This window comes from Agromyces aurantiacus (assembly GCF_016907355.1).
GTDB classification, from domain to species: Bacteria; Actinomycetota; Actinomycetes; order Actinomycetales; family Microbacteriaceae; genus Agromyces; species Agromyces aurantiacus.
Genome location: NZ_JAFBBW010000001.1, coordinates 1,288,873 through 1,309,999, shown reverse-complemented (window position 1 = coordinate 1,309,999; position 21,127 = coordinate 1,288,873). Strand labels below are relative to the sequence as shown.

Genomic DNA, 21,127 nt, shown 5'->3' with positions numbered 1-21,127 from the left:
TCGCGGGGCTCACCCCGATTCATCCACCACCTGTTCGAGCACGCGCTCGAACGCGCCCGCGTCGATCGAGATCGCGCCGGCGTAGGGATGGTCCATGTCGGCCGTGACGAAGATCACCAGGCCGATGAAGACCGCGAGCAGTCCCGCCATGAGCAGGTGCAGGCGCAGGCCCCGAACGGCGATGAACGCGATGAGCACCGCGTTGATGGCGGCGCCGACCCAGATCACCGCCCAGAGCATGGGCGGCAGGGCCAGCGCGGTCGCGTCGATCCGTGCACGGCGCGCTTCGATGAACGCGTCGTACGACTCGAGCACCTGCTTGTACTCGGCCTGCTCGCCGAGCGTGCCGACCTCGACCGATTCCAGCAGCGCGTCCATCTCGTCGACCTGCGGGTCGCTCGCGGTCGGCAGCACCTGGCGCTGCTGCGCCGGGAAGTCGCCGTCGATGACGGCCCGCAGGTAGTCGCCGAGGGCCTCGTGCATGCGGTCGCCGTCGCCGCCGGGCAGCCCGGAGCTCGCGCGGTAGAGCGCGCCGACGCGACTGGCCTCCTCGATCGCGACCTGGCGGGTGTGGGCGAGGTTCTCGTAGACCGACACCGCGACCAGGGCGAGCAGGATCCCGAAGAACACCCCGAAGGTGCCGATCACGTGGCCCAGCGCGCGATCCCATTCGCCCCGGTCGTCGGCCAGGCGCGCCACGACCGGACGCAGTCCGACCACGATGCCGCAGGATGCCACGACGAACACGATCAGGAACAGCGGCAGGGTGACCCACACGCTCGCCTCGTAGAACCAGTTCACGTCGACCGTCCCCCCGGATGCCGCGGCCGCGCGTTCATCGGCCGTGCGGCTCACACTAGGCAACGGGCGCGATCGCGCGCCATCCCTCGCTCGGCCGGTCGCGGGACCCCGTGCGGCGCCCCTCAGCCCGCGGCAGCCTCGAGCCGGGCGATCCGCAGGCGCGCGTGCCGCTCGCTCGGCGACATCGGGCCGAGCACGCGCTCGCCCGTCCGGAGCAGGACGCGCGTGAGCGTGATCGCGGGCCACCACGGCCGGCGCAGCCCGAGCAGCCGGCGCTGCTCGGGGTCGAGCGAGGCGACGGCGCCGCCGAAGAGCACGGGGTAGAGCCGTCCGGTCAGTCCCGGCAGGCCGGGTCGGCGGATGAAGCGGACCGCCCCGGCCACGCGCTCGTCGACCTTCGCCCCCTCGAGGAAGCCGGCCAGCTCGGCGCGCAGCGCGTCGACGCTCGTCGGCGGATCCTCGACGCCCATGAGGCGACCCGCCTGCGCCCACTCGCGCACGTAGGCATCGGGTCCGCCCGGGATCGTGCGGCCCCAGACGAGGTGCGCACCGATGAACGCCTCGGTGAAGGCGTCGTGCACCCATCGCAGCAGCTCGGGATCGTTGGCGGCGTACGCGCGGGTCTCGCCCGAGGCATCCGTGTAGGTGCCGCGCACGCGCTCGTGCAGGCGACTGACGAACGCGCTCGCCTCGGTCGCCTGCCGTCGATCGCCGAACGTGGTCGTCGCGACCCAGCGGATGGTGCCGTCGAGCCGCCCGAGCGGATCCTCGCGATATCGCGAGTGGTCGTGCACTCCCGCCATCGCACCCGGGTGCAGGGTCTGCAGGAGCAGCGCGCGGATGCCCGCGACGAGCGTGGGCAGCGCACCGTTGACCGCCCACACGGCACTGCCCGGCCCGAAGAACCCGGCGTCGTCGCCCTCGGCGAGCTTGCGGGTCCAGGCGGGCAGCTCGGCGTCGGGCTGCGTCGAGCGACCGTGCACGCGGAACTTCACGCGCGGGGTCGAGCGCGGGCCAGCACTCGTGGTCGAGGACGCCATGCCTCCGAAACTAACCCGGCCGGGATGTGCGGCGGCTGACGATCCGCCGCGAACCACCGGGGCCGCCGCTGCGCCCGTCAGCCGGCCGCGGGCAGCTCCAGCGTCATGAACACGCTGTTCGGGTCGAGCGCGTAGTCGCCGAAGGGCTCGCACTCGACGAACCCGTACTTGGCGTAGAGCGTGCGCGCGGGCCGGAAGAACTCCTGCGAGCCCGTCTCGAGGCTCACGCGCCGATAGCCGCGGCGGGCCGCCTCGGCGAGCACGTGCTCGAGCAGCCTCGCACCGAGCCCACGGCCGCGGGACGCGGCATCCGTTCGCATCGACTTCAGTTCGCCGTGCTCGGCATCGAGCTGCTTCAGCGCCACGCAGCCGAGCAGCTCGTCGCCGTCGGCGATGGTCCAGAACGTCACCTCGGGCACCGACAGCCCCGAGACGTCGAGCGCGTGCACGCTCTCGGCGGGCGAGGTCGCGAACATGTCGTCGAGGTGGTCCTCGAGCAGGCGGATGACGCGGGGATCGGCGAGGTCGCCGCGTTCGATGGCGATGGGGGCGGGGGTCGGGGACGTCACTCGATTATTCTCGCCGAGTCGCGCCGGCGGTGAGACGGCCGAGGTCGTCACACCGGCCGGACCGGCTGGCGGAGGACGGTGCGCAGCTTCTCCGGCGCCGTGCGCCGCGCATCGCTCAGGTAGATCTCGTGATGGTCGCCGGCGAAGGTGAGGCCGTGCTGCGGCATCCACTCGTCATGGAGTCGCGCGAGCGTCGGGGCCTCGTCGTCGTACGACCCGACGTGCAGGATCTGCACCGACGGCCCCTCGTGCAGCTCGCGGAGGCGCACGAGCCCGAGCGCGGGTCGGTCGCCCTTCGCGCGAACGGCGGCGACGGCCTCGGCGACGAGTGCGTCGTCGATCCACTCGGGCTGGGCGATCAACATCGTCCAGTCCCACGCGCCCTTCTCGCGTGCGGTGAACGCGGCGGGGTCATCGGCCCGCCAGAGGCCCTCGAGCGGGGCGACCGTGACATCCCGCCCGAGCTCGCGCCTGCTGCGGAACTTCAGCGCGTACGCGACCGCGAAGAGCGCCTCGACCGCCTGCGCGTAGGTGGGCGCCGTGTTCGGGTCGCCGTGCCCGTCGACCGCGAGGTAGCGCATGGGCGGCACGTCGACCAGGGAGAAGTCGCGGGCGGATGGCGCGTAGAGCTCGCGATGCGCGCGCTTGACGTCGTACTTCTCGCCGGTCATGGCGGCAGGCTACGCCGGTTCGCGGCCGGACTCCGGCCGGAATCGGGCGCGCACGCTAGTCGAGCGCGGCGATCGCGTCGGCGACGAGCTGCACGACCGAGGGATCCTCGTCGGCCTCGGGCGTGAAGCCCATGCGCACGACGACGAGCTGCTCCGACGGGACGACGAGCACCTTCTGCCCGTCGTGCCCGGCCGCGTAGTAGGTGTCCTCGGGCAGCTCGGGCCAACGGAGCTCGCCGCTCGGCAGCACGTTCGTGCGCCAGCTCATGCCGTTGCCGGGGTCGTCGGTCTCGTCGACGTCGGTGGCGCTGAGGCTCTCGGCCATCCAGCCGTCGGGCAGGAGCTGCTCGCCGTTCCATTCGCCGTCCTGCAGCGCGAACTGCCCGATCGCGGCCCAATCGCGCGGGCTGGCCCAGAGGTAGGACGAGCAGACCGGCGTGCCCGAGGCATCCGGTTCGAGGATCGCGGTCGTGAGGCCGAGCGGCGCGAGCAGCTCGCGCCGCGGCAGGTCGGCGCCGAGGCCGGTGCGTTCGGCGAGGATGTCGCACAGCAGCGTGGTGTTGCCGCTCGAGTACTGCTGCACCGTGCCGGGCTCGTGCGCGAGCGGCAGGCTCGCGACGTAGTCGGCCATGTCGGGCTCGAGGTAGAGCATGCGCGTGATCGGCGTGCCGAGGTCGTACGTCTCGTCCCACTCGAGGCCGCTGGTCTGGCGCAGCAGCTGCTCGACGGTGATGTCGGCGCGCCTGTCCGTCCACTCCGGGCGCAGGTGATCGTCGTCGAGGGCGACGACGCCCTGCTTCACGAGCACGCCCGTGAGCAGGTTCGCGACGCTCTTCGACATCGACCAGCCGAGCTGGGGCGTCTCGGCGTCGAACCCGTCGGCGTACCGCTCGGCCACGAGCTCACCGTCCTTCACGACGACCACGCCCCGGGTGCCGAGTGCCTTCGCGTCGGCGGCGTCGAGGTCGCTGCCGAAGGCCTGGTCGAGCGCGGCCTCGAGGTCGGGGTTCGCGGTGGCATCGGGCGCGGGCGCGTCGGTGAACGGGTTCGCGCCCGCGTCGATCGCGGTCGCGTCGCCGAGCTCGGGCCGCTCGGCCGCGAGCGTGCAGCCGAAGCCGTCGGTGTGCCAGGCGCGCTGGCGCGCGAGCGCACCGAGGATCGATCCGGTGGTCGGATCGCCCTCGCCGTCGATGCGGAGGTAGGGCACGAGCGGGTTCGGCGGCAGGTCGCGCTCGGGGTCGTCACGGCCGGCGACCTCGTTCACCGCGCATGCGTTGTGCGCGGCGTAGCCGGTGCCCGTCAGCAGGATCGGCTGCTGCCAGAGATAGACGCCGGTGAAGGCGGCGATGACGAGCAGGACGAGGACGGCTGCGGCGACGACGACGCGGCGGAGGATGCGCACCAGCGGATGCTAGCAGCGGCGACCGTCGTCGCGGCCCCCGGGGCGCGGCCGCGGCGGTGGGTCGCGGCCGGAGTCGCGGCCGACGCTCGCTCAGCGGCCGAGCAGCGCGTTGAGCCAGCCCTGGCCGGCGGCCCGCGCGTCGGCGGGCAGGCGCGCCCGCAGCCCGCGGTCGCCGGTCACGACGACGACCGCGGTGCCCGCGCCGACGAGCACGCGGGCCGCGTCGGCGATCGCGTCGTCGCCCTCGCCGAGCGCCCGCACGATCTCGAGGCCGCCCGGATCTGAGGCGGTCCTCGCCTGCCCCTCGAGCACGGCGACGATCCGCGCGATGCGCATCGGCTGCCCGTCGGGATCGTCGACGTCGCGACCGACGAGGGCCGACATTCCCGCGAGCAGCCGCGTGGCCGCGCCCTCGCGATCGCGCCACCAGCCGTCGGGGCGCGAGCCCATCACGTTGGCCACGTCGACGACCACGGTCACAGGCTTGGCGGGCTCCGCGTCATCCGTCATGCGGCGATCATCGCACGGCGGGCGTTACGCCTCCTTGAGCGGCAGCACCGCGCCATCGGTCTGGCAGGTCGGGCAGTACTGCGCGATGGTGCTGCCGAACGTGAAGTCGCGGATCGTGTCGCCGCAGCGCGGGCACGGCTCGCCGGCCCGCCCGTGCACGCGCATGGCCGCGACCTTGTCGGCCTTGAGCCGGTCGATCGGGATGCCGCGGCGCGCGTCGATCGCGGAGGCGATCGTGCCGACCGTCTCGTCGAAGAGCCGGTCGCGCTCGTCGGCGGCGAGCGCTGCGGCGTGCACGACCGGCGAGACCTTCGCCGCGTGCAGGATCTCATCGGAGTAGGCGTTGCCGACGCCGGCGAGCGACTCCTGCTCCTGCAGCACGGCCTTGACCTGCTTGCGGCGACCGAGCATCGCGGCGTCGAAGTCGGCGCGGCTGAACCCGGGCGCGGCGGGGTCGGGTCCGAGCTTGGCGACCGCCGGCACCTCGAACGGATCGTCGACGACCCAGGCACCGAGCGACACGAAGTTGCCTGCGTCGGTGAACTCGAGCGTGCGCCCGTCGTCGAAGGTGATCGCGGCGAGGGCGGGCGGCGGGGGTTCGGCGTCGTCGGTGCCGGATGGCGCGGCCGCGCCATCCGCCCATCTCGCCCAGCCGTGCCGGCCGAGCGAGACCACGAGGTGCGTCGGGCCGAACCCGAGGTCGACGAGCTTGCCGTGGCGGACGGCACCCGTGACCTGCGCGCCGACCAGCGTGCTCAGCGGTAGGGCGCGCGTCTTGGTGACGCGGAACTCGATGACGTCGACGTCGGTGATCGTGCGGCCCGTCAGCTGCGCGCCGAGCTCCTCGACGAGCGCCTGGACCTCGGGCGACTCGGGCATGCGGCCAGCATCGCACGACCCGCCGACGCGAGGGAACCGGTTGCCGCCGGCGCAGTCGCCGCGAACGATTGTGCTCGACACGGGGCGGGAGGATCCTGATCCCATGAACGAGCGCGAGGAGTTCCTGGAATGGGTGCACGGTCCGCTGGTCGCGGCCGAGCGCGCGATGTTCGACGGCGATGACGGCCCGCGTCGTGCCGTCTGGGCGCAGGCCGACCCGGTCAGCGTGTTCGGCGCGTGGCGCAACGCCGTCGGCCGGCCGGCGCTCGTCGAGGCGTTCGACGAACTCGCGATGAGCTTCTCGCACTGCACCGCGTACGCGCTCGACCTCATCTCGTTCGACGTCGTGGGAGACATGGCCTACACGGTCGGGTACGAGCGGGTGACGACCTCCGTCAACGGGGCGCCCCGCTCTGTCACGATCCGGTCCACGCAGGTCTACCGGCGTGACGACGGCGAGTGGCGGGTCGTGCACCGCCACGCCGACACGATCAGCTGACCCGGGCCCGGCACGCTCGGCTCCTGTCGGGTTTCAGCCGATCGGCCGAGGCGGTCCGGCCGGTCGGCCGATGCCGCGGCCCGGCCGCACCCGCGAGCATCGGGACATGACCCAGACCTCCGCCCCTCGCCGGGGCCGCCCCGAATGGCTCGTGCCCGCGGGGCTCATCCTGCTCAGCGTCGTGCCCATGATCGCGGGCGCGTCGCGCCTGACCCAGCTCACGACGGGCGCGACCGTGACGGCCGAGAATTCGCGCTTCTTCGACTCGCCGGTGCCCATCGTGGTGCACATCGTCGGATCGCTGCTGTTCGCGGTGCTCGGCGCGCTCCAGTTCGCGCCATCGCTCCGGCGGCGGCGCTGGCACCGGATGTCAGGGCGCGTCGCGGCTCCCGCGGGCCTCGCGTCGGCACTGTCGGGGCTCTGGATGGCGGTCGCGTACGACCTGCCCGCCCCGAGCGGCCTCGCGCTCATGGTCATGCGCCTCGGGTTCGGCACCGCGATGGCGGCGGGGATCGTGATCGCGTTCGTCGCGATCCGGAGCGGCGACGTACGCACGCACCGCGCATGGATGACGCGCGCCTACGCGATCGCCATGGGCGCGGGCACGCAGGTGCTCACGTTCGCGCCGTGGACGCTCGCGTTCGGCGCGCCGGGCGAGGCGGTCCACGCCGTGCTCATGGGCGCGGGCTGGGTGATCAACCTCGCGGTCGCGGAGCTCGTGATCCGCGGGTGGTCGCGTCGCGACATCCGCCGCCACCCCGCCCCGCCCGCGCCGACGGCGGTGACCGGTGCCCGCCTATCATGAGGGCATGACGAGCCCCGTCCGGGCGCTGTGGGACGCGCCGGCCGCGTCCCCGCCGCCGCCCCGCCGGGTGTGGCGCGACTGGCTGCTCGTCGCGGTGCTCCCCGCGCTCGTCGTGCTCGAGGCGGTGCTGCGCACGGATGTGCCGTGGCGCTGGCTCTGGGCGTCGGTGCTGGTCGCGCTCGTGCCGACGCTGCTCTGGCGCCGCGCGCGCCCGTTCACGATGCTCGCGCTCGCCTTCGGCACCGGGACCGTGGTGGGACTCGTACCCGGCGGCGACCCGCAGCTGTTCACGAGCGCGTACATGCTGATCCTCGTCTACGCGGTCATGCGCTGGGGCTCCGGCCGCGCGATGCTCGGCGCTGCGGTGATTCTCGCCGCGGGCATCCTGTTGTCGCTGCCCGTCGGCGGGCAGACGGTCGGCGAGGCGATCGGCGGGCTCGCCGTGGTGCTCACGACCTGCACGCTGGGCATCGCGTTCCGCTGGCGGGCCGGCGCGCACGAGCGCGAGCTCGAGGGCGTGCGGCTGCTCGAGCGCGAGCAGCTCGCACGCGACCTGCACGACACCGTGGCGCACCACGTCTCGGCGATCGCGATCCAGGCGCAGGCCGGCACGGCGGTCGCCGCGAACGACCCGGGCGCCGCAGTCGAGGTGCTGCGCGTCATCGAGGGCGAGGCGTCGCGCACGCTCGACGAGATGCGCTCGATGGTGCGCGTGCTGCGGCGAGCGGATGTCGCGGAGCTCGCTCCCGCGCCCGGGCTCGACGATGTGCGGCGGCTCGCGCGACCGGCCGTCGACGGCTCCGGGGCCGGGGCCGGGTCGGGCTCCGGGGCCGGGTCCGGGTCCGGGTCCGGGTCGGGCTCCGGGGCCGGGGCCGGGTCCGGGTCCGGTTCCGGAGCCGGGCCCGGTTTCGGGCCCGGTTTCGGGTCCGGGTCCGGCTTCGGGTCCGGGTCCGGCTTCGGGTCCAGCTCCGGCTCCGGCTCCGGCGTCGCGTCGGCCCACGCCGCGCGCGGCTCCGGGCTGCGCGGCCCCGAAGTGCGCGTCACGGTGGACGGCGACGGCGACGACGTGCCGCCCGCGGTCGGCGCGGCGGTGTTCCGCATCGCGCAGGAGGCCATCACGAACGCGCGGCGGCACGCGAAGGGAGCGACGCGCGTGGACGTCGGCGTGCGGGTCGACGCCGACGGCGTGCGACTCGACGTGCGCGACGACGGCGCGGCCGCGACATCCGCCGCACCGGGCTTCGGACTCACCGGCATGGCCGAGCGCGCCGCGCTGCTGGGCGGCACCTGCTCGGCCGGGCCGGCGCCCGGCGGCGGCTGGGCCGTGACCGCGGAGCTGCCGCGGGCAGGATGGACCGCATGAACGTGCGCGTGCTGATCGCCGACGACCAGGACCTCGTGCGCACCGGCCTGCGCATGATCCTCGACGCGCAACCCGACATCGAGGTCGTCGGCGAGGCGCGCGATGGCGCCGAGGCCGTGGCCCTCGCACGCGACATCCGGCCCGACGTGTGCCTGCTCGACATCCGGATGCCCGTGATGGACGGGCTCGAGGCGACGCGCGAGCTGGCCGGGCCGGGCGTCGCCGACCCGATCCCCGTGGTCGTGATCACGACCTTCGACCTCGACGAGTACGTCTACACCGCGCTGCGATCGGGTGCGCGCGGGTTCCTGCTGAAGGACGCCGGCGCGGCGCTGCTGCGCGAGGCCGTGCACGCGGCGGCTCGCGGCGACGCGCTCATCGCGCCGAACGTGACCGTGCGGCTGATCGAGGCGTTCGCGGGGGCGGCTGGCGGGGCCGGCGGGGCCGGTGGCGCCGGGGGTGCTTCCGTGGAGGGCGGCTCCGCCGTCTCGCCCATGTCGACCCTGTCGCCGTCCTCGCCACTCAGCGATCGCGAGGAAGAGGTGCTCGCGTTGGTCGCGCGCGGCCTCGGCAACGCCGAGATCGGGCGCGAGCTGTACATCTCGCTCGGCACGGTGAAGACCCACATCGCGAGCCTCATGGCCAAGCTCGGCGCCCGGAACCGCGTCGAACTGGCGATCTGGTCGCACGAGCGCGACCGGGCGTCCCGCTGACGGCGGCCGTGCACCCTCAGCGGGACGCGGAGGTCACTCGGATGCGGCCCAGGCGAACCCGTCGGGGTCGGTGAACGACGCTCCCCCGACGATGCGGATGGCGTGCGAGCCCGAGCCCTCGGGCGCGACGCCGGCGTCCTTCGCGAGCGCGCGGCGCTTGTAGAGCCCGAGCCCGATGCGGCTGCCCGGCATCGCGAAGTCGACGTAGCTGCCGAAGCTCTTGCCGACCGCGAGACCCCGGTCGACGTAGAACCGCTTGCTCGCGGCGACGTCGTCGGCGCCGAGCAGCAGCACGATCTGCTGGATGGTGCGCGTCGCGGGGCCCGAGTCCTTCTTGGCTGAGGTCGCGATCTTCCAGATCGCCCCGTCGGGTGCCTGGATGACGCAGCCCACGCCCCACAACGACTTCTCGACGGGCTTCAGCACGGTCGCGCCTGCCGCGACAGCCGAGTCGAACAACGCGCGGACGTCAGCCGGCTGGGCGACGATGAGCGACACGGTGTATCCGCGGAACCCGCTCGTCGCGGCATCCGCGGCGCGCACGCGCACCTCGGAGCCGAGCCCGAACGCGTCGGCGTAGAACCGCGCGGCGGCCTCGGGGTCGGGGGCGTCGAGGGTGATGGCGTCGATGGACGAGATGGTGATGGTGTCGGTGGTGTTCATACCCGCGACGCTATGTCCGGCCCCGCACGGCCCGCTTCTCGATTCCTGACCGATGCGCCGGCCGCACTCGACCCCCGCCGCGCCCACCCCCACCCGACCGCCGCCCCGAATCCCGGGTTCCTGCGGGTCCACCCGCAGCAAGTCGGGACTCGCGAACCTCCAGCACCCCACCCCCGACCCGAATCCCGGGTTCCTGCGGGTCCACCCGCCGCAAGTCGGGACTCGTGGCATCCGTCGCCGGCGCGCCCGACCCGCACCCGACCCCCGCGCCCGACCGCCTACCCGAATCCCGGCTTCGTGCGGGTCCACCCGCAGCAAATCGGGACTCGCGGCTTCCGTCGCCGGCGCACCCAACCCCCGCCCGACCCCGCGCCCGACCGCCGACCCGAATCCCGGCTTCGTGCGGGTCGACCCGCAGCAAGTCGGGACTCGCGGCATCCGTCGCCGGCGCACCCAACCCGCGCCGCGAATCCCGGGTTCCGCCGGGCATACCCGCAGCAAGGCGGGACTCGCGACATCGGACGCCGACGCGCCGCGCGCGACCCAGCTCAGCGCGCGACCCCCCGCCCGGCTCAGTGCGTGGCGGCCCAGTTCTTCAGCGTCGTGAGCGTGATGCCCGACTGCAGGTCGGTGCGGCCGAGGTTCAGCGCCTTCGCGATCTGGAGCGCGGAGCATCCGCCGGTGTCGACCACGGTGTAGCCCGAGTACGCGCCGGTGCCGTCGAGGAACCGGCCCGTCGACTTGGCGGCGTACCGGCCCGCGACGGGCTTCTTGGTCGAGTCGGGCAGCGTGGTCGACGCGCACGCGTCGCTCGAGTTCGCGACGCCGTCGCGGTCGGAGTCGGAGACCGTCGCGGTCGAGCCCGAGGCGGGCGTGCATGTGAAGCTCCACGTGAGGCTCGACGGGCGGGTGCCGGATGCCTCGAGCGACCAGCCGAGGCCGTAGCTGCCGGTGACCGGCGCCTTCCACGACAGGCCCGTCGTGGCGGGCGCCTCGACGAAGTTGATGCTCGTTCCGGCCGCGGCGCTGAGGATGATGACGTCGCCGTCGCGCGCGGGCGAGACCGTGGCGCGGATCACGTCGCCTGCATTGAGCGAGACCGGACTGCGGCTGACGGTATCGGCGGTCACGGTGAGACCGCTGAACGACGCGCACGTGTACGTGGCGGCCGAGGCGGGCGCGGCCGCGGCCAGACCCGCGAGGGCCAGGCCGAGTGCGGCGGCGATGGCGCCGAGTCGGATGGTGCGTGCTCGTGATCGCATGGCAGGGGGCCCTCGCTTTCCGGTCGCGGTATCGACGTCGACACCGTGCCCGCGAACGGGCGCGACACATGCCCTGTGTAGCAGACGAACCCCGGATCGCGCCATGACGGCGCTCCTGCGGTGGCTCGCGCATAGCCCTTTCGGCGCCGCGGCGCGCAGCGCCCAGGCCGGCGCCCAGTGGCGCGTCGCCGCGCCCACCCATGCGTTGTCTCGAGTCCCGGGTTCGTGCGGGTCGACCCGCAATATCCCGGGACTCGCGAGGCCCTGCGCCGCACGCGCCACTCAGCCGCACACGTTCGCACGCGGCGAGTGGATCCGAATCCCGGGTTCGTGCGGGTGCACCCGCATCAAGGCGGGACTCGGGGGGCTGTGTGCGCTGCGAGTGGATCCGAATCCCGGGTTCGTGCGGGTGCACCCGCGGAAACGCGGGACTCGGGATGAGAGCGGGGCCGGGAACGGGACGGGGGCGGGAACGTGGCGGGGGCCGGGAACGGGGGCGGTCCGGCAACGGGCGTGCGTGGAGAGGGCGGGGCCGGGAACGAGCGTGCGTGGATGGGGCGGCGCCGAGGTGGGGACGGCGCGAAGGCAGACCCCGGGCGGATGGCTCAGCCGCGCGCGGTGTCGCCGACCGCCGAGCGGTCGGCCGCGAGGTGGCCGGCGACGGCCGCGAGGTGGCGCTCGATGACCGCGCGATCGGGGCGGCGCCACGCGCCGCCGGAGGCGATGAGGTTGTGCAGCGCCCCTGCGATGAGGAAGGCGTACGCCTCGGGGTCGACGTCGGGCGCGAGTTCGCCCGCAGCGCGGCGCTCGGCGAGGAAGTCGGCGAGCAGGCGGTCCCATTCGCGGGCGCTGCCGCGGTCGAACGCCTCGCGCAGCGGACCCTCGGCGCCCGTGCCGCCGGGCAGCTGTGCGACGATCGACGGCGCGTCGGAGGACAACACGAGTTCGGCGAATTCGCGCAGGCGGTCCTCGACGCGGCCGCCGGGCGTCGCCGCCCACTCGTCGAGCTGGGCGGAGAGCTCGTCGATCGCGCGGCCGGCGAGCTGGGCGAGCAGGTCGTCGCGCGACGCGAACGCCTTGTAGGAGAGGCCGACGGCGGATCCCGCTTCGGTCGCGAGCGCGCGCATCGTGAGCCCGGCTACGCCGTCGCGCGCGACGATGCGCCGGGCGTGCTCGAGCAGGCCCTCGCGGAGGGCGTCGAGGTCGGCGGGCGGGCGGGGCGGCGTCATACGGTCTCCTCGGGTCGATTCGATTCTCGCATGAACAAAGGTTCACGAAAGCGTTGACGCGGGCAACATCCGTGAACTACCGTTCATGAATATACGTTCACGATTGGAGCACCATCATGACCTCCGGACCCGAACACCTCGACGCGAGCCCCCTGCGGCCCCACGAGGAACTCGCGCTCCACGGCGAGCGCGTCGCCGCGCCATCCGCTCGTTCGTCTTTCGCCATCGTGCTGTTCGTGGCGATCGGCATCGCGTCGGGACTCGTCGCCCTCTTCACGCTCGGCGAGAGCGCCGGCATCGACCTCTCGCTGCCGCTCACCGCGGCCGGCGTCGCGGTCGTCTGCTACCTCGCGGCGACCGCGACGGGCATCCGCTGGATGGCGTGGGCGTGGGTGGGAATCAGCACCGTCATCGTGGTGCTCGCCGAACTGGTCGACGTGCCGCGCCTGCTCGCGCTCGTCGTCACCGGCGCGATCCTGGCCGCGATCGCCTTCGCCCGGCGCCGCGACGAGGCGTTCCGCCAGACGGCCGTGGCACTCGTCTACCTCGTCGCGGGCACCCTCGCGGTGCTCGTCGACCCGCGGCTCGGCCTCGCGATCGCGGGCCTCGCGCTCGCGGCCCACGCCGCGTGGGACGTCGTGCACGTTCGACGCGACGCGGTCGTGAGCCGTTCGCTCGCGCTGTGGTGCATCGGCATCGACCTCACCGTCGGCATCGGATGCCTCGCGGCCGCGCTGCTCGTCTGAGGAACCACGCGATGGACAGAGACTGTACGCTCTGCCAGAATCCTGTACATGCGTACAGCCCTGGTCGCCGACGGCGACCTCACCGCCCGAGCGCGGATCCTCGCGAGCGCGTTCGACCGCTTCGCCGCGCGCGGATACGAGGGCGCGAGCCTGCGCGAGATCGCGTCGAACGCCGGCGTGAGCACGGCGCTCGTCACCCATCACTTCGGCACGAAGCTCGCCCTGCGTGAGGAGTGCGACGCGCGCGTCGCGCGGTTCATCGCCGACAAGCGGGACGGCGCGACCGGCGCGGCCGACGTGCTCGGCGAGGTGCTCGGCACCTACGGGCCGTACCTCGCACGCATGCTCGGTGACGGCGGCGAGGCATCCGCCGCGCTGTTCGCGCGGCTGCTCGAGGTCGCGCGCGCGATGATCGACGACGGTTCGGCGAGCGGATGGCTCCGCCCGTCGCGCGATCCCGAGGCGCAGGCCGCGACGCTCGTCATGCTCGGCGTCGCGCCGTTCCTCATGATCGGCCCGCTCACCTCGTGGGCGGGCGGCGCCGACCGGGCGCTCGGGCGGATCGCCGTGCCGCTCGCCGAGCTCTACACGCACGGGCTCACGACCGACGACCGCCTGCTCGCGGCGGTCGGGCTCGCATCGGAGGAGGCGCGATGAGGATCCTGCTGGTCAGCGCCGGATCGCGCGGCGACGTGGAGCCGTTCACGGCGCTCGCGCGTCGCGCCGCGACATCCGGTCACGAGGTTCGCCTGGCCGTGCCCGACCGCTCGGGCGTCGACCTCACGGGGCTCGACGTGCGCAGCCTCGGCGTCGACTTCACGGCGATGATCGAGTCGCAGGGGGTGTCGCCGATCGCGGCGATGCGGAACCTGCGCGAGGTGGTGCGGCCGGTCATGCGCGGCGTGCTCGTCGGCGCGGCCGAGGCGGCGCGCGAGTACCGGCCCGACGTGATCGCGTGGCATCCGAAGGTGCTGTCGGCGCCGATCGCGGCCGACGCGCTCGGCATCCCGCACGTGCTCGTCGAGATGGTGCCCGCGATGACGCCGACGCGCGAGTTCCCGGCGGCCGGCACCGTCACGCGCAGCCTCGGGCCGCTGAACCCGCTGACGTACCGGGCGGCGTCGGCGGCGGCCGGGATGTTCCGTCGCGAGCTCGACGAAGCGGCAGCCGTGCTCGGCGTGCCGCGGCCGCGCCGTTCATCCGCGCCCGCGGCGACGCTCATGCCAATCAGCCCGGCGATCCTCCCCCGGCCCGCCGACTGGCCCGCGTCGGTGCGGCTCACCGGGGCATGGCGGTCAGGGGCGACGGATGGCGCGGGGCCCGCGCTCGACCCGGGCGTCGAGGCCTTCGTGCGGGGTGGGCCGTTCCTCTACGCCGGGTTCGGATCCATGGCCGCGGGCGATCCCGTCGCGCGTGGGCGCGCGCTCGTCGACGCGGCACGGTCGCACCGGCTGCGGCTGCTCGTCGCGACCGGTCTCGGCGGCATCGCGATCCCCGACGAGCTGCGCGGCGACGACCTGCTCGTCACCCGCTCGGTCGATCACGGGGCAGTGCTGCCGCACGCGGTCGCCGCGATCCACCACGGCGGCATCGGCACGGTGCAGGCCGCGACCGCGGCGGGCACGGTCTCGATCGTCGTGCCGTTCATCGCCGACCAGCCGTTCTGGGGGGCCCGGCTGCTCGAGGCGGGGCTCGCGCCGGCCGCGATCCCCCAGCGCCGGCTCACCGCGACACGCCTCGGCGAGGCGATCGCGGCAGCGCCGCGCTGCTCCGCCGCCGTCGGCGAGGCGGCCGAGCGGATGGCACACGAGGACGGCGCCGGCGAGGCCGTACGCGCGCTCGAGGAGCTCGTGCCGCAGCCCGCGTGAGGCGCCGGCCCCGGCACGCCGATCGGCGTGGGGCCGCGTACCCTCGGCAGCAGGAGGCGCGGATGAGTCGACACGAGCATGAGCACGAAGACGGCGGCACGGATGGCGCGGACGCGTCGATGTTCGAACCGCCCGCGTGGGACGAGCGGTACTCGGGCGAGCAGCAGGTGTGGAGCGGCGAGCCGAACGTGCAGCTGGTCGCCGAGGCATCCCGGCTGACGCCCGGCACGGCGCTCGACGTCGGATGCGGCGAGGGCGGCGACGTCATCTGGCTCGCCCAGCACGGATGGCGCGTGACGGGCGCTGACTTCTCGGCGAGCGGGCTCGCGCGCGCCGCGCGCAACGCCGAGCGGGCGGGCGTCGCCGACCGCGTCGACTGGTGGCAGGTCGACGCGCGCACCTTCACGGCCGACGGGCGGACGTACGACCTGGTGACGACGCACTTCCTGCATCCGCCCGGCCACGGCATGGTCGAGGTCGTCCGCCGTCTCGCGACGGCCGTCGCTCCGGGCGGGCACTTGCTCGTCGTCGGCCACGCGCCATCCGAGGCCTTCGCACATCTCGCGACGAGCCATCACGACGCGTTGTTGCTCGCCGAGGAGCTGGTGCCGGGCCTGCCCGACGACCTCGAGCCGATCGTCGTCGATCAGCGGCCGCGCACGGTGGTCCGCGACGGCCGCACGATGGAGATCCACGACTCGACGCTGCTCGCGCGGCGCGCTCCGGCGGGCCCGGCGCTCCCGGAGTGACCTTGGACTCTGACGGCGTCATGCCCCCGGCGTAGCGTGCGACATCCGGGGGACGCGACGAAGGGGGATCGCGATGAGGGTGCTGGTCGCCTACGCGAGCAAGTACGGCGCGACCGAGGGCATCGCGCGGCGCATCGGGAAGCGCCTGGGCGAACGCGGGCTCGAGGTTGACGTCATGGACGCCAAGGAACTCGACGAGTCATCCGGATACGACGCCTACGTCGTAGGCTCGGCGACGTACGAGTTCAACTGGCGCAAGCCGGCGCGCAGGTTCGTCGAGCGCAACGCCGAGGAGCTGGCGGCGAAGCCGACCTGGCTGTTCGCGAGCGGCCCGCTCGGCACGGAGAAGGTCGACAAGGACGGCAACGACGTGCTGAAGGGCGCCGAGCCCAAGCAGTTCGCGAAATACGAGGAGCTCGTGCATCCGCGCGGCACGCAGGTGTTCCGCGGCGCGTACCACCACGACAAGATCCGCGGCGCCGACCGCATGATCGTGTGGATGCCGGCGCTGCGCGACATCATGCCCGAGGGCGACTTCCGCGAGTGGGACGCGGTCGACGCGTGGGCGGGCTCGATCGCCGACGCGCTGGCGGCCGCGCCATCCGCTCAGGGCTGACCCGCCGCCCCGAAATCCCGGGTTACGGCGGGTGCACCCGCACCAACCCGGGACTCGCGAGCCGCCACGCACGCCAGCGTCACCCCGCTCGACCCACCGCACTCCAAATCCCGGGTTCCGGCGGGTCCACCCGCACCAACCCGGGACTCGCGATCCGGCACGCACCCGGCACCACCCCGCGCGACCCACCGCACTCCCGAATCCCGGGTTCCGGCGGGTGCACCCGCACCAACCCGGGACTCGCGAGCCCCCGCGCACCCCAGCACCACCGCACTCGATCCCGAGTCCCGGGTTCCGGCGGGTGCACCCGCACCAACCGGGGACTCGCGAGCCCCCACGGGTCTGGCCCGTCGCTCTCGTGTGCAAACGGTGCTTTCGCTCCGGCCGAAGGCACCGTTTCTGCACGAACAGGGCGGGAGGGAGCGGGACGGTGAGACCCGGGTGTCGGCGGCGGCCCTGTGCGGCGGCTGCGAGAATCGTTTCGAGCGATTCGGATGGACGGGGTCGATGAGGAACGACGAGCACACGCGGTCCGAGCCCGAGCCACGACCCGAGCGTGGGCGCGAGCCCGAGCCGTCCGTCGCCGCGGCGGCGCCTGCGGGGTTCACGCTCTGCAGCTTGCTCTGGGCACGCCCCGGGCTCGCCGACGAGCTGGCCGTGTACGAGGACCGCGTGCTCGACCTGCTGCCCGAGCACGGCATCGAGGTGCTCCATCGCGCGCGGATCGACCGCGGACCCGACCACCCCGTCGAGGTGCACCTGTATGCGGTGCCGAGCGAGGCGAGCCTCGAGGCCTACCTCGCCGACCCGAGGCGGCTCGAGCTCGCCGCCGAGCGCGACCGGGTCGTCGCCCGCACCGAGGTGTTCCGGGCCGCGGGGGCGTAGCGGCCGCGCCGGATCGCCGGGCCATTCGTCCCGCAGGTCCGCGCGCCGCGCGGGCTAACCTCCCGCCATGACCGCTCCCGCCGCCACCACCCCGCAGACCGATCGCTGGAACGTCTGGGCGATCGTCGCCTTCATCACCGTGTGGTTCACGGTGATCCTCGGCCTGATCTTCGGCCACATCGCCCTGTCGCAGATCAAGCGCACCGGCGAGCGCGGCCACGGCCTCGCCCTGGCCGCCGTCATCATCGGATGGATCGCCGTCGCGCTGGGCGGCCTCGCCGCGATGTTCTTCCTGATCTGGGGCGGCCTGTACGTCTCGTCGAACGGCTGACGCGCTCAGCCGGGAACCTCGGTGGTCCATTCGCCGTCGACGAACCAGTAGTCCGGCCAGGCGTCCAACGGGATGCCGGTCGCCACCCCGATCGAGTCGCCTTCGATCACCGTCTGCTCGGTGTCTTCGCCGGCGCTCCACGACACGCCGAGGTTCCAGCGGCAGAAGCACGCTTCCTCGTCGCCGGTGCCATTGTCGGCGATGAGGATGTCGAACCCCTCGGGGTCGTCCTTGGACACCTGATAGGGGAAGCGCAGCTCGGGATCCGTCAGCTCGAGGACGGGCGGCTGCCCGGCGAAGTCGACGGCGAGCGCCGAGACATCCATCATGCCGCCCATGTCGCCGCCACCGCGCGGACGGCACTCGTGGATCACGGCCATCTCGTCGTCGACCGCGAGCGGCTCGAAGTCGACCACGTCGATGCCGTGGACGACCACCGTCTCATCGCCGCTCCCGTGGAGGGTGAGCTCGAGGGTGCGATCCACGTCGATCGTCTGTGACACCGTCGGAAGCCCGCCGTGGTCGACGATCCATCGGCCATCGAAGCTCGCGACCTGCGCTGGACTTCCACCCTCGACGGCGGTCGCCGGGACGTCGTCGAGGAGCGCCGCAGGCAGCGAGTAACTGTCGCACTCCTGCTCGGAATCGTCGACGTTCACCTCGAGCGCGCGCTCGAACGGCTCGTCGAGGATGGGGCGCACGAGCGAGAACAGCCAGGTGCCGACCGCGGCGAGGAACGCCGTGGCGATCGCGCCCAAGCCGACGAGCCACCAGCGCTTCCCGGGCGGCGGCGCCGCCGGATGACGCGACTGCGTCTCTGACTGCGAGCGCGGGTTCGGGCCGCCCTCGGTGTCCATCGCGCTCCCCCAAGCTTCGATCGAACCGTCGGGCCAGCGTACCGGGCTCGGCCGGCCCGCCGACGGGACGATGGTCACTCGGAAGGCGGCCTCATTCGCGCCCCGCGGCGACGACGGCGCCGAGCGCGTCGACCGCCTCGCGTCGACCGCGGGCGCCGGAAGCCGGGCCCCTTGTGCCACCGGCGATCCGGTGCCGAGGTTCGTCGACCCCTCCAACGTGCAGATGCTGCGGCTGGATGATTCCGCAGGCTTGATCGGAGCGGTGACGATCAGCCCGTTCGCGTTCATCGTCCCGATCGACGCGCCGTCACCGGTCATTCGCCAGTGCACCCGAAGAGGGGGCGTCGCCCCAATCGCGGCAGGGCTAGAGTGCGGATGCCGGGACGCCGCCTTGTGGGCGCTGACCGGTCGAGCCGTGGCGAGGGGGACGCCTCGGCTCCCAAGGGGATCACGACGAGATTCGGGAACGTCGGACCACACCCTCACCGACGGTTCGACGACCGTGGAAGCGGGGAACCATCATGTCCAACGACGAGACCCAGCAGCTGAGCCCGCTCAGCAGGTCTGGCGGGACGGTGAAATTTCGGATCATGAACGCGCCCGGCAAGCAGCCGGCGCTGAGCCCGGGCGACGTCGCGCAGATCATCGCGACGGCGTTCGCGAGATGGGAGGCCGTCTCGAACTTCGACTTCGATGAGACATCCGGCGACGACTGGATCATCTCGCTGGCGTTCGGCGATCTCGCCGACTACGCGGGGGCCGACTGGGTGAAGGCCAATCCGAAGGCGATCGCCATCACGACCTACGGTGAGGACCTGAATCAGGCGCAGCGCCGGATCATGTTCAGCGATGGGATCAACTGGAACAAGGAGGCGCATGACGCGCCGGGCACCATGGTCAACCCGGTGCTCTGGTTCATCACCAAGGCGATCCAGAACTCCACGGTGCAGAACCTCGCCGCGGTCGCGGTGCACGAGATCGGCCATGCGCTGGGCCTCGCGCACAACGAGGACACGAACTCGATCATGCAGTCGGCGGTGTCCGAGCTGAACGGCTCGATGCTGTACTTCCTGCACGACCAGAGCCTGCAGAACGTCGATGTGCAGGCGCTCGAGCAGCTCTACGGCAACCCGTTCGCGGCCGCACCACCACCGGAGTCGACCGCGGGCTATGCGATCGTGGGGTCGAGCTTCGCTGTCGGCCACACGAACAGCACCGGCTTCCAGACGCTGACCGCCGCCGCCTGGGGCGAGCGGCAGGGCGAGTCGGTCGCGCTGATGTCGGGGTACGCCTGGGACCAGGCGCGCAACGCCAAGGGCTACGCCCTCTGGTTCGGGTACCTACGGCCGCTCGATCGCGTCGGCAACCGTTGGTACGTCGTCGGCGGTGGCACGTTCCTCGCGAATCGGTCGGGGCTGAACGCGCCGATCCGCGAACAGGACGACGAGACGAGCATCGAGTCCATCGTCGACTACACCGTGACCGCGCCGTGGGGCAGCCAGGATGGCATCAAGCGGCTCTCTGCGCGGTCGATCGCGTGGAACCAGGGCGCCGGCCACGACGTCGACGCGATCATGTACCTCGTCGTTCGACGCGGCGAGGTCGACGGCGTGGCTCCGATCCCGACCGTGGGCGCGTACACCAACATCGGCACGGCGACATTCCACGACACCTACCAGGCGCGGACGTGGGGCCGGCTCACGGCGGCGCACGCCTACTCGATCGGCACCGGGCGCACCTGGCCGACGAACGGTGACACCAAGAAGTACGGCAACGCGTACTCCCAGGCGTTCATCACGGCGAACTGAACGCCGCTGGTTTGGACTGTTGTTGCGGGTGTCGGATGGGCCGCACCCGCAACAACCGTCGGCACCGGGGTCCCCCTCGAGGATGACTTCGCCTCGGCGCGACCCGCGGAGCCCGCGGTGGCGGTGAGGATGGCACGGTGACCGACTCCGCGCTCGTTCCCGTGACCTCGTTCCGCGTGCCGATCGCACCGTCCGCGGCGCGCATCCTCTTCGTCGCCGCGATCGCCTTCGCACTCGGCGGCCTGACCTCGGTCGGGCAGACGTTCCTGCCCGAGGACGCCGCGTCCCTCGCCAACTCCACGGCCGGGTGGACCGCGCCGACCGCGCTGCTCGTGTTCTCCACCGCACGTTCGTTCCGCGAGGCCATTCCGGCGGGCGTGGTTTCGTTCGTCGCGCTGACCTTGGGCTACGCGGTCGTGTCGACGCTGCGCGGCTTCCCCTTCGACCCGACGACCTGGGCGGTCATCGGAGTGCTCGCCGGCCCCGTCATCGGTGCGGCGGCCTTCGCGCTCCGCCGAGGGCGGATGGCGGCCGCCGTCGGTGGTGGGCTGCTCGCCGGCGTCCTGATCGGCGAGGGCGTCTACGGGCTGACCGTCGTCGCTGCGACGACGAGCCCGGTGTTCTGGTGGGCGTCGATCGTCCTCGGCGGCGTGCTCGTCTTCGTCGTCGCCGCGCGCCGGCTCCGCGACATCCGCTCGACGATGGTGATCATCTCGGCCGCCGCGGTGACGGCCGCGTCGTTCGTCGGTGCGTACCTCGCGCTCGGCGCACTGTTCGCGGTGCTGTGATCCTTCGAGACCGCGGCGTCGGGGTGCACGCTCCGAGCATGCGTCCGACCGCCCCACCGCGACGACCTCTCCT

The 21,127-nt window shown here is 73.1% G+C and carries 24 protein-coding genes; 13 read left to right on the top strand and 11 right to left on the bottom strand.

Features of this window, described 5'->3' with window-relative positions:
- Positions 1 to 9: 9 nt before the first annotated feature.
- The 7 genes from JOD46_RS06270 to JOD46_RS06240 all read right to left on the bottom strand — a co-directional run bounded on the left by JOD46_RS06270 (position 10) and on the right by JOD46_RS06240 (position 5,872).
- Positions 10 to 855: a bestrophin-like domain gene (locus JOD46_RS06270; RefSeq protein WP_204392562.1), complete on the bottom strand. Its 846-nt coding sequence runs from the start codon at positions 853 to 855 to the stop codon at positions 10 to 12.
- A gap of 68 nt (positions 856 to 923) precedes the next feature.
- Positions 924 to 1,841, bottom strand: a complete 918-nt coding sequence (locus JOD46_RS06265; protein WP_204392560.1) for an oxygenase MpaB family protein — start codon at positions 1,839 to 1,841, stop codon at positions 924 to 926.
- 77 nt (positions 1,842 to 1,918) lie between these two features.
- Positions 1,919 to 2,410 carry a GNAT family N-acetyltransferase gene (locus JOD46_RS06260; RefSeq protein WP_307834930.1) on the bottom strand — a complete coding sequence of 164 codons (492 nt, stop codon included), beginning with the start codon at positions 2,408 to 2,410 and terminating at the stop codon, positions 1,919 to 1,921.
- Between the two features lie 47 nt (positions 2,411 to 2,457).
- Entirely contained in the window at positions 2,458 to 3,081 is a 624-nt protein-coding gene (locus tag JOD46_RS06255) for a GyrI-like domain-containing protein (RefSeq protein WP_204392559.1), read from the bottom strand.
- Between the two features lie 55 nt (positions 3,082 to 3,136).
- On the bottom strand, positions 3,137 to 4,483 hold the full coding sequence (locus JOD46_RS06250; protein WP_204392557.1) for a serine hydrolase domain-containing protein: 1,347 nt from the start codon (positions 4,481 to 4,483) through the stop codon (positions 3,137 to 3,139).
- 90 nt (positions 4,484 to 4,573) lie between these two features.
- Positions 4,574 to 4,993 (bottom strand): hypothetical protein, encoded by a 420-nt coding sequence (locus JOD46_RS06245; protein ID WP_204392555.1) that lies wholly within the window; start codon positions 4,991 to 4,993, stop codon positions 4,574 to 4,576.
- 24 nt (positions 4,994 to 5,017) lie between these two features.
- The gene (locus tag JOD46_RS06240; RefSeq protein WP_204392553.1) at positions 5,018 to 5,872 is read right to left on the bottom strand and encodes a DNA-formamidopyrimidine glycosylase family protein; all 855 of its coding nucleotides are present in this window, start codon (positions 5,870 to 5,872) and stop codon (positions 5,018 to 5,020) included.
- A 103-nt stretch (positions 5,873 to 5,975) separates the two neighbouring features.
- On the opposite strand from JOD46_RS06240, the gene JOD46_RS06235 reads away from it, so the two are divergent.
- From JOD46_RS06235 to JOD46_RS06220, 4 genes are all read left to right on the top strand, one after another.
- Positions 5,976 to 6,371: a YybH family protein gene (locus JOD46_RS06235; protein WP_204392551.1), complete on the top strand. Its 396-nt coding sequence runs from the start codon at positions 5,976 to 5,978 to the stop codon at positions 6,369 to 6,371.
- Positions 6,372 to 6,477: 106 nt separating this feature from the next.
- Positions 6,478 to 7,176, top strand: coding sequence for a DUF2306 domain-containing protein (locus JOD46_RS06230; protein ID WP_204392549.1), 699 nt, complete (start codon positions 6,478 to 6,480; stop codon positions 7,174 to 7,176).
- Positions 7,177 to 7,180: 4 nt separating this feature from the next.
- Positions 7,181 to 8,539: a sensor histidine kinase gene (locus JOD46_RS06225; protein ID WP_204392548.1), complete on the top strand. Its 1,359-nt coding sequence runs from the start codon at positions 7,181 to 7,183 to the stop codon at positions 8,537 to 8,539.
- Entirely contained in the window at positions 8,536 to 9,252 is a 717-nt protein-coding gene (locus JOD46_RS06220; RefSeq protein WP_204392546.1) for a response regulator transcription factor, read from the top strand. Before JOD46_RS06225 ends, JOD46_RS06220 begins: the two co-directional genes overlap by 4 nt.
- Before the next feature lie 33 nt (positions 9,253 to 9,285).
- Here JOD46_RS06220 and JOD46_RS06215 read toward each other — a convergent pair whose 3' ends face one another.
- The 3 genes from JOD46_RS06215 to JOD46_RS06205 all read right to left on the bottom strand — a co-directional run bounded on the left by JOD46_RS06215 (position 9,286) and on the right by JOD46_RS06205 (position 12,406).
- Positions 9,286 to 9,915, bottom strand: a complete 630-nt coding sequence (locus JOD46_RS06215; protein ID WP_239562610.1) for a VOC family protein — start codon at positions 9,913 to 9,915, stop codon at positions 9,286 to 9,288.
- A 572-nt stretch (positions 9,916 to 10,487) separates the two neighbouring features.
- On the bottom strand, positions 10,488 to 11,177 hold the full coding sequence (locus tag JOD46_RS06210; RefSeq protein WP_204392544.1) for a hypothetical protein: 690 nt from the start codon (positions 11,175 to 11,177) through the stop codon (positions 10,488 to 10,490).
- Between the two features lie 605 nt (positions 11,178 to 11,782).
- On the bottom strand, positions 11,783 to 12,406 hold the full coding sequence (locus JOD46_RS06205; RefSeq protein ID WP_204392542.1) for a TetR/AcrR family transcriptional regulator: 624 nt from the start codon (positions 12,404 to 12,406) through the stop codon (positions 11,783 to 11,785).
- Positions 12,407 to 12,522: 116 nt separating this feature from the next.
- Between JOD46_RS06205 and JOD46_RS06200 the strand changes: the two genes are divergently transcribed.
- The 7 genes from JOD46_RS06200 to JOD46_RS06170 all read left to right on the top strand — a co-directional run bounded on the left by JOD46_RS06200 (position 12,523) and on the right by JOD46_RS06170 (position 17,601).
- A complete protein-coding gene (locus JOD46_RS06200) occupies positions 12,523 to 13,152 on the top strand; it encodes a hypothetical protein (protein ID WP_204392540.1) in 630 nt (209 codons plus the stop codon).
- Between the two features lie 48 nt (positions 13,153 to 13,200).
- Positions 13,201 to 13,809: a TetR/AcrR family transcriptional regulator gene (locus tag JOD46_RS06195; protein WP_204392538.1), complete on the top strand. Its 609-nt coding sequence runs from the start codon at positions 13,201 to 13,203 to the stop codon at positions 13,807 to 13,809.
- On the top strand, positions 13,806 to 15,020 hold the full coding sequence (locus tag JOD46_RS06190) for a glycosyltransferase (RefSeq protein WP_204392535.1): 1,215 nt from the start codon (positions 13,806 to 13,808) through the stop codon (positions 15,018 to 15,020). The genes JOD46_RS06195 and JOD46_RS06190 overlap by 4 nt, the downstream gene beginning before the upstream one ends.
- A 62-nt stretch (positions 15,021 to 15,082) precedes the next feature.
- The gene (locus tag JOD46_RS06185) at positions 15,083 to 15,769 is read left to right on the top strand and encodes a class I SAM-dependent methyltransferase (RefSeq protein WP_204392533.1); all 687 of its coding nucleotides are present in this window, start codon (positions 15,083 to 15,085) and stop codon (positions 15,767 to 15,769) included.
- A 73-nt stretch (positions 15,770 to 15,842) separates the two neighbouring features.
- On the top strand, positions 15,843 to 16,385 hold the full coding sequence (locus JOD46_RS06180; RefSeq protein WP_204392531.1) for a flavodoxin domain-containing protein: 543 nt from the start codon (positions 15,843 to 15,845) through the stop codon (positions 16,383 to 16,385).
- 507 nt (positions 16,386 to 16,892) lie between these two features.
- Positions 16,893 to 17,270 (top strand): hypothetical protein, encoded by a 378-nt coding sequence (locus tag JOD46_RS06175; RefSeq protein WP_239562608.1) that lies wholly within the window; start codon positions 16,893 to 16,895, stop codon positions 17,268 to 17,270.
- Positions 17,271 to 17,337: 67 nt separating this feature from the next.
- A complete protein-coding gene (locus tag JOD46_RS06170; RefSeq protein WP_204392529.1) occupies positions 17,338 to 17,601 on the top strand; it encodes a DUF4190 domain-containing protein in 264 nt (87 codons plus the stop codon).
- 5 nt (positions 17,602 to 17,606) lie between these two features.
- On the opposite strand, the gene JOD46_RS06165 is transcribed toward JOD46_RS06170, so the two are convergent.
- The gene (locus JOD46_RS06165; protein ID WP_204392527.1) at positions 17,607 to 18,458 is read right to left on the bottom strand and encodes a hypothetical protein; all 852 of its coding nucleotides are present in this window, start codon (positions 18,456 to 18,458) and stop codon (positions 17,607 to 17,609) included.
- Positions 18,459 to 18,979: 521 nt separating this feature from the next.
- Between JOD46_RS06165 and JOD46_RS06160 the strand changes: the two genes are divergently transcribed.
- On the top strand, positions 18,980 to 20,266 hold the full coding sequence (locus JOD46_RS06160) for a matrixin family metalloprotease (RefSeq protein ID WP_204392525.1): 1,287 nt from the start codon (positions 18,980 to 18,982) through the stop codon (positions 20,264 to 20,266).
- Positions 20,267 to 20,403: 137 nt separating this feature from the next.
- A complete protein-coding gene (locus JOD46_RS06155; protein WP_204392523.1) occupies positions 20,404 to 21,054 on the top strand; it encodes a DUF6518 family protein in 651 nt (216 codons plus the stop codon).
- The last annotated feature ends 73 nt before the right edge of the window (positions 21,055 to 21,127 follow it).

Excerpts from the sequence above, each read along its gene's own strand:
- JOD46_RS06265 (WP_204392560.1), bottom strand. The coding sequence starts at position 1,841 with ATGGCGTCCTCGACCACGAGTGCTGGCCCGCGCTCGACCCCGCGCGTG.
- JOD46_RS06255 (WP_204392559.1), bottom strand. The coding sequence starts at position 3,081 with ATGACCGGCGAGAAGTACGACGTCAAGCGCGCGCATCGCGAGCTCTAC.
- JOD46_RS06245 (WP_204392555.1), bottom strand. The coding sequence starts at position 4,993 with ATGACGGATGACGCGGAGCCCGCCAAGCCTGTGACCGTGGTCGTCGAC.
- JOD46_RS06240 (WP_204392553.1), bottom strand. The coding sequence starts at position 5,872 with ATGCCCGAGTCGCCCGAGGTCCAGGCGCTCGTCGAGGAGCTCGGCGCG.
- JOD46_RS06235 (WP_204392551.1), top strand. The coding sequence starts at position 5,976 with ATGAACGAGCGCGAGGAGTTCCTGGAATGGGTGCACGGTCCGCTGGTC.
- JOD46_RS06230 (WP_204392549.1), top strand. The coding sequence starts at position 6,478 with ATGACCCAGACCTCCGCCCCTCGCCGGGGCCGCCCCGAATGGCTCGTG.
- JOD46_RS06225 (WP_204392548.1), top strand. The coding sequence starts at position 7,181 with ATGACGAGCCCCGTCCGGGCGCTGTGGGACGCGCCGGCCGCGTCCCCG.
- JOD46_RS06220 (WP_204392546.1), top strand. The coding sequence starts at position 8,536 with ATGAACGTGCGCGTGCTGATCGCCGACGACCAGGACCTCGTGCGCACC.
- JOD46_RS06215 (WP_239562610.1), bottom strand. The coding sequence starts at position 9,915 with ATGAACACCACCGACACCATCACCATCTCGTCCATCGACGCCATCACC.
- JOD46_RS06210 (WP_204392544.1), bottom strand. The coding sequence starts at position 11,177 with ATGCGATCACGAGCACGCACCATCCGACTCGGCGCCATCGCCGCCGCA.
- JOD46_RS06205 (WP_204392542.1), bottom strand. The coding sequence starts at position 12,406 with ATGACGCCGCCCCGCCCGCCCGCCGACCTCGACGCCCTCCGCGAGGGC.
- JOD46_RS06200 (WP_204392540.1), top strand. The coding sequence starts at position 12,523 with ATGACCTCCGGACCCGAACACCTCGACGCGAGCCCCCTGCGGCCCCAC.
- JOD46_RS06195 (WP_204392538.1), top strand. The coding sequence starts at position 13,201 with ATGCGTACAGCCCTGGTCGCCGACGGCGACCTCACCGCCCGAGCGCGG.
- JOD46_RS06190 (WP_204392535.1), top strand. The coding sequence starts at position 13,806 with ATGAGGATCCTGCTGGTCAGCGCCGGATCGCGCGGCGACGTGGAGCCG.
- JOD46_RS06185 (WP_204392533.1), top strand. The coding sequence starts at position 15,083 with ATGAGTCGACACGAGCATGAGCACGAAGACGGCGGCACGGATGGCGCG.
- JOD46_RS06180 (WP_204392531.1), top strand. The coding sequence starts at position 15,843 with ATGAGGGTGCTGGTCGCCTACGCGAGCAAGTACGGCGCGACCGAGGGC.
- JOD46_RS06175 (WP_239562608.1), top strand. The coding sequence starts at position 16,893 with ATGAGGAACGACGAGCACACGCGGTCCGAGCCCGAGCCACGACCCGAG.
- JOD46_RS06170 (WP_204392529.1), top strand. The coding sequence starts at position 17,338 with ATGACCGCTCCCGCCGCCACCACCCCGCAGACCGATCGCTGGAACGTC.
- JOD46_RS06165 (WP_204392527.1), bottom strand. The coding sequence starts at position 18,458 with ATGGACACCGAGGGCGGCCCGAACCCGCGCTCGCAGTCAGAGACGCAG.
- JOD46_RS06160 (WP_204392525.1), top strand. The coding sequence starts at position 18,980 with ATGTCCAACGACGAGACCCAGCAGCTGAGCCCGCTCAGCAGGTCTGGC.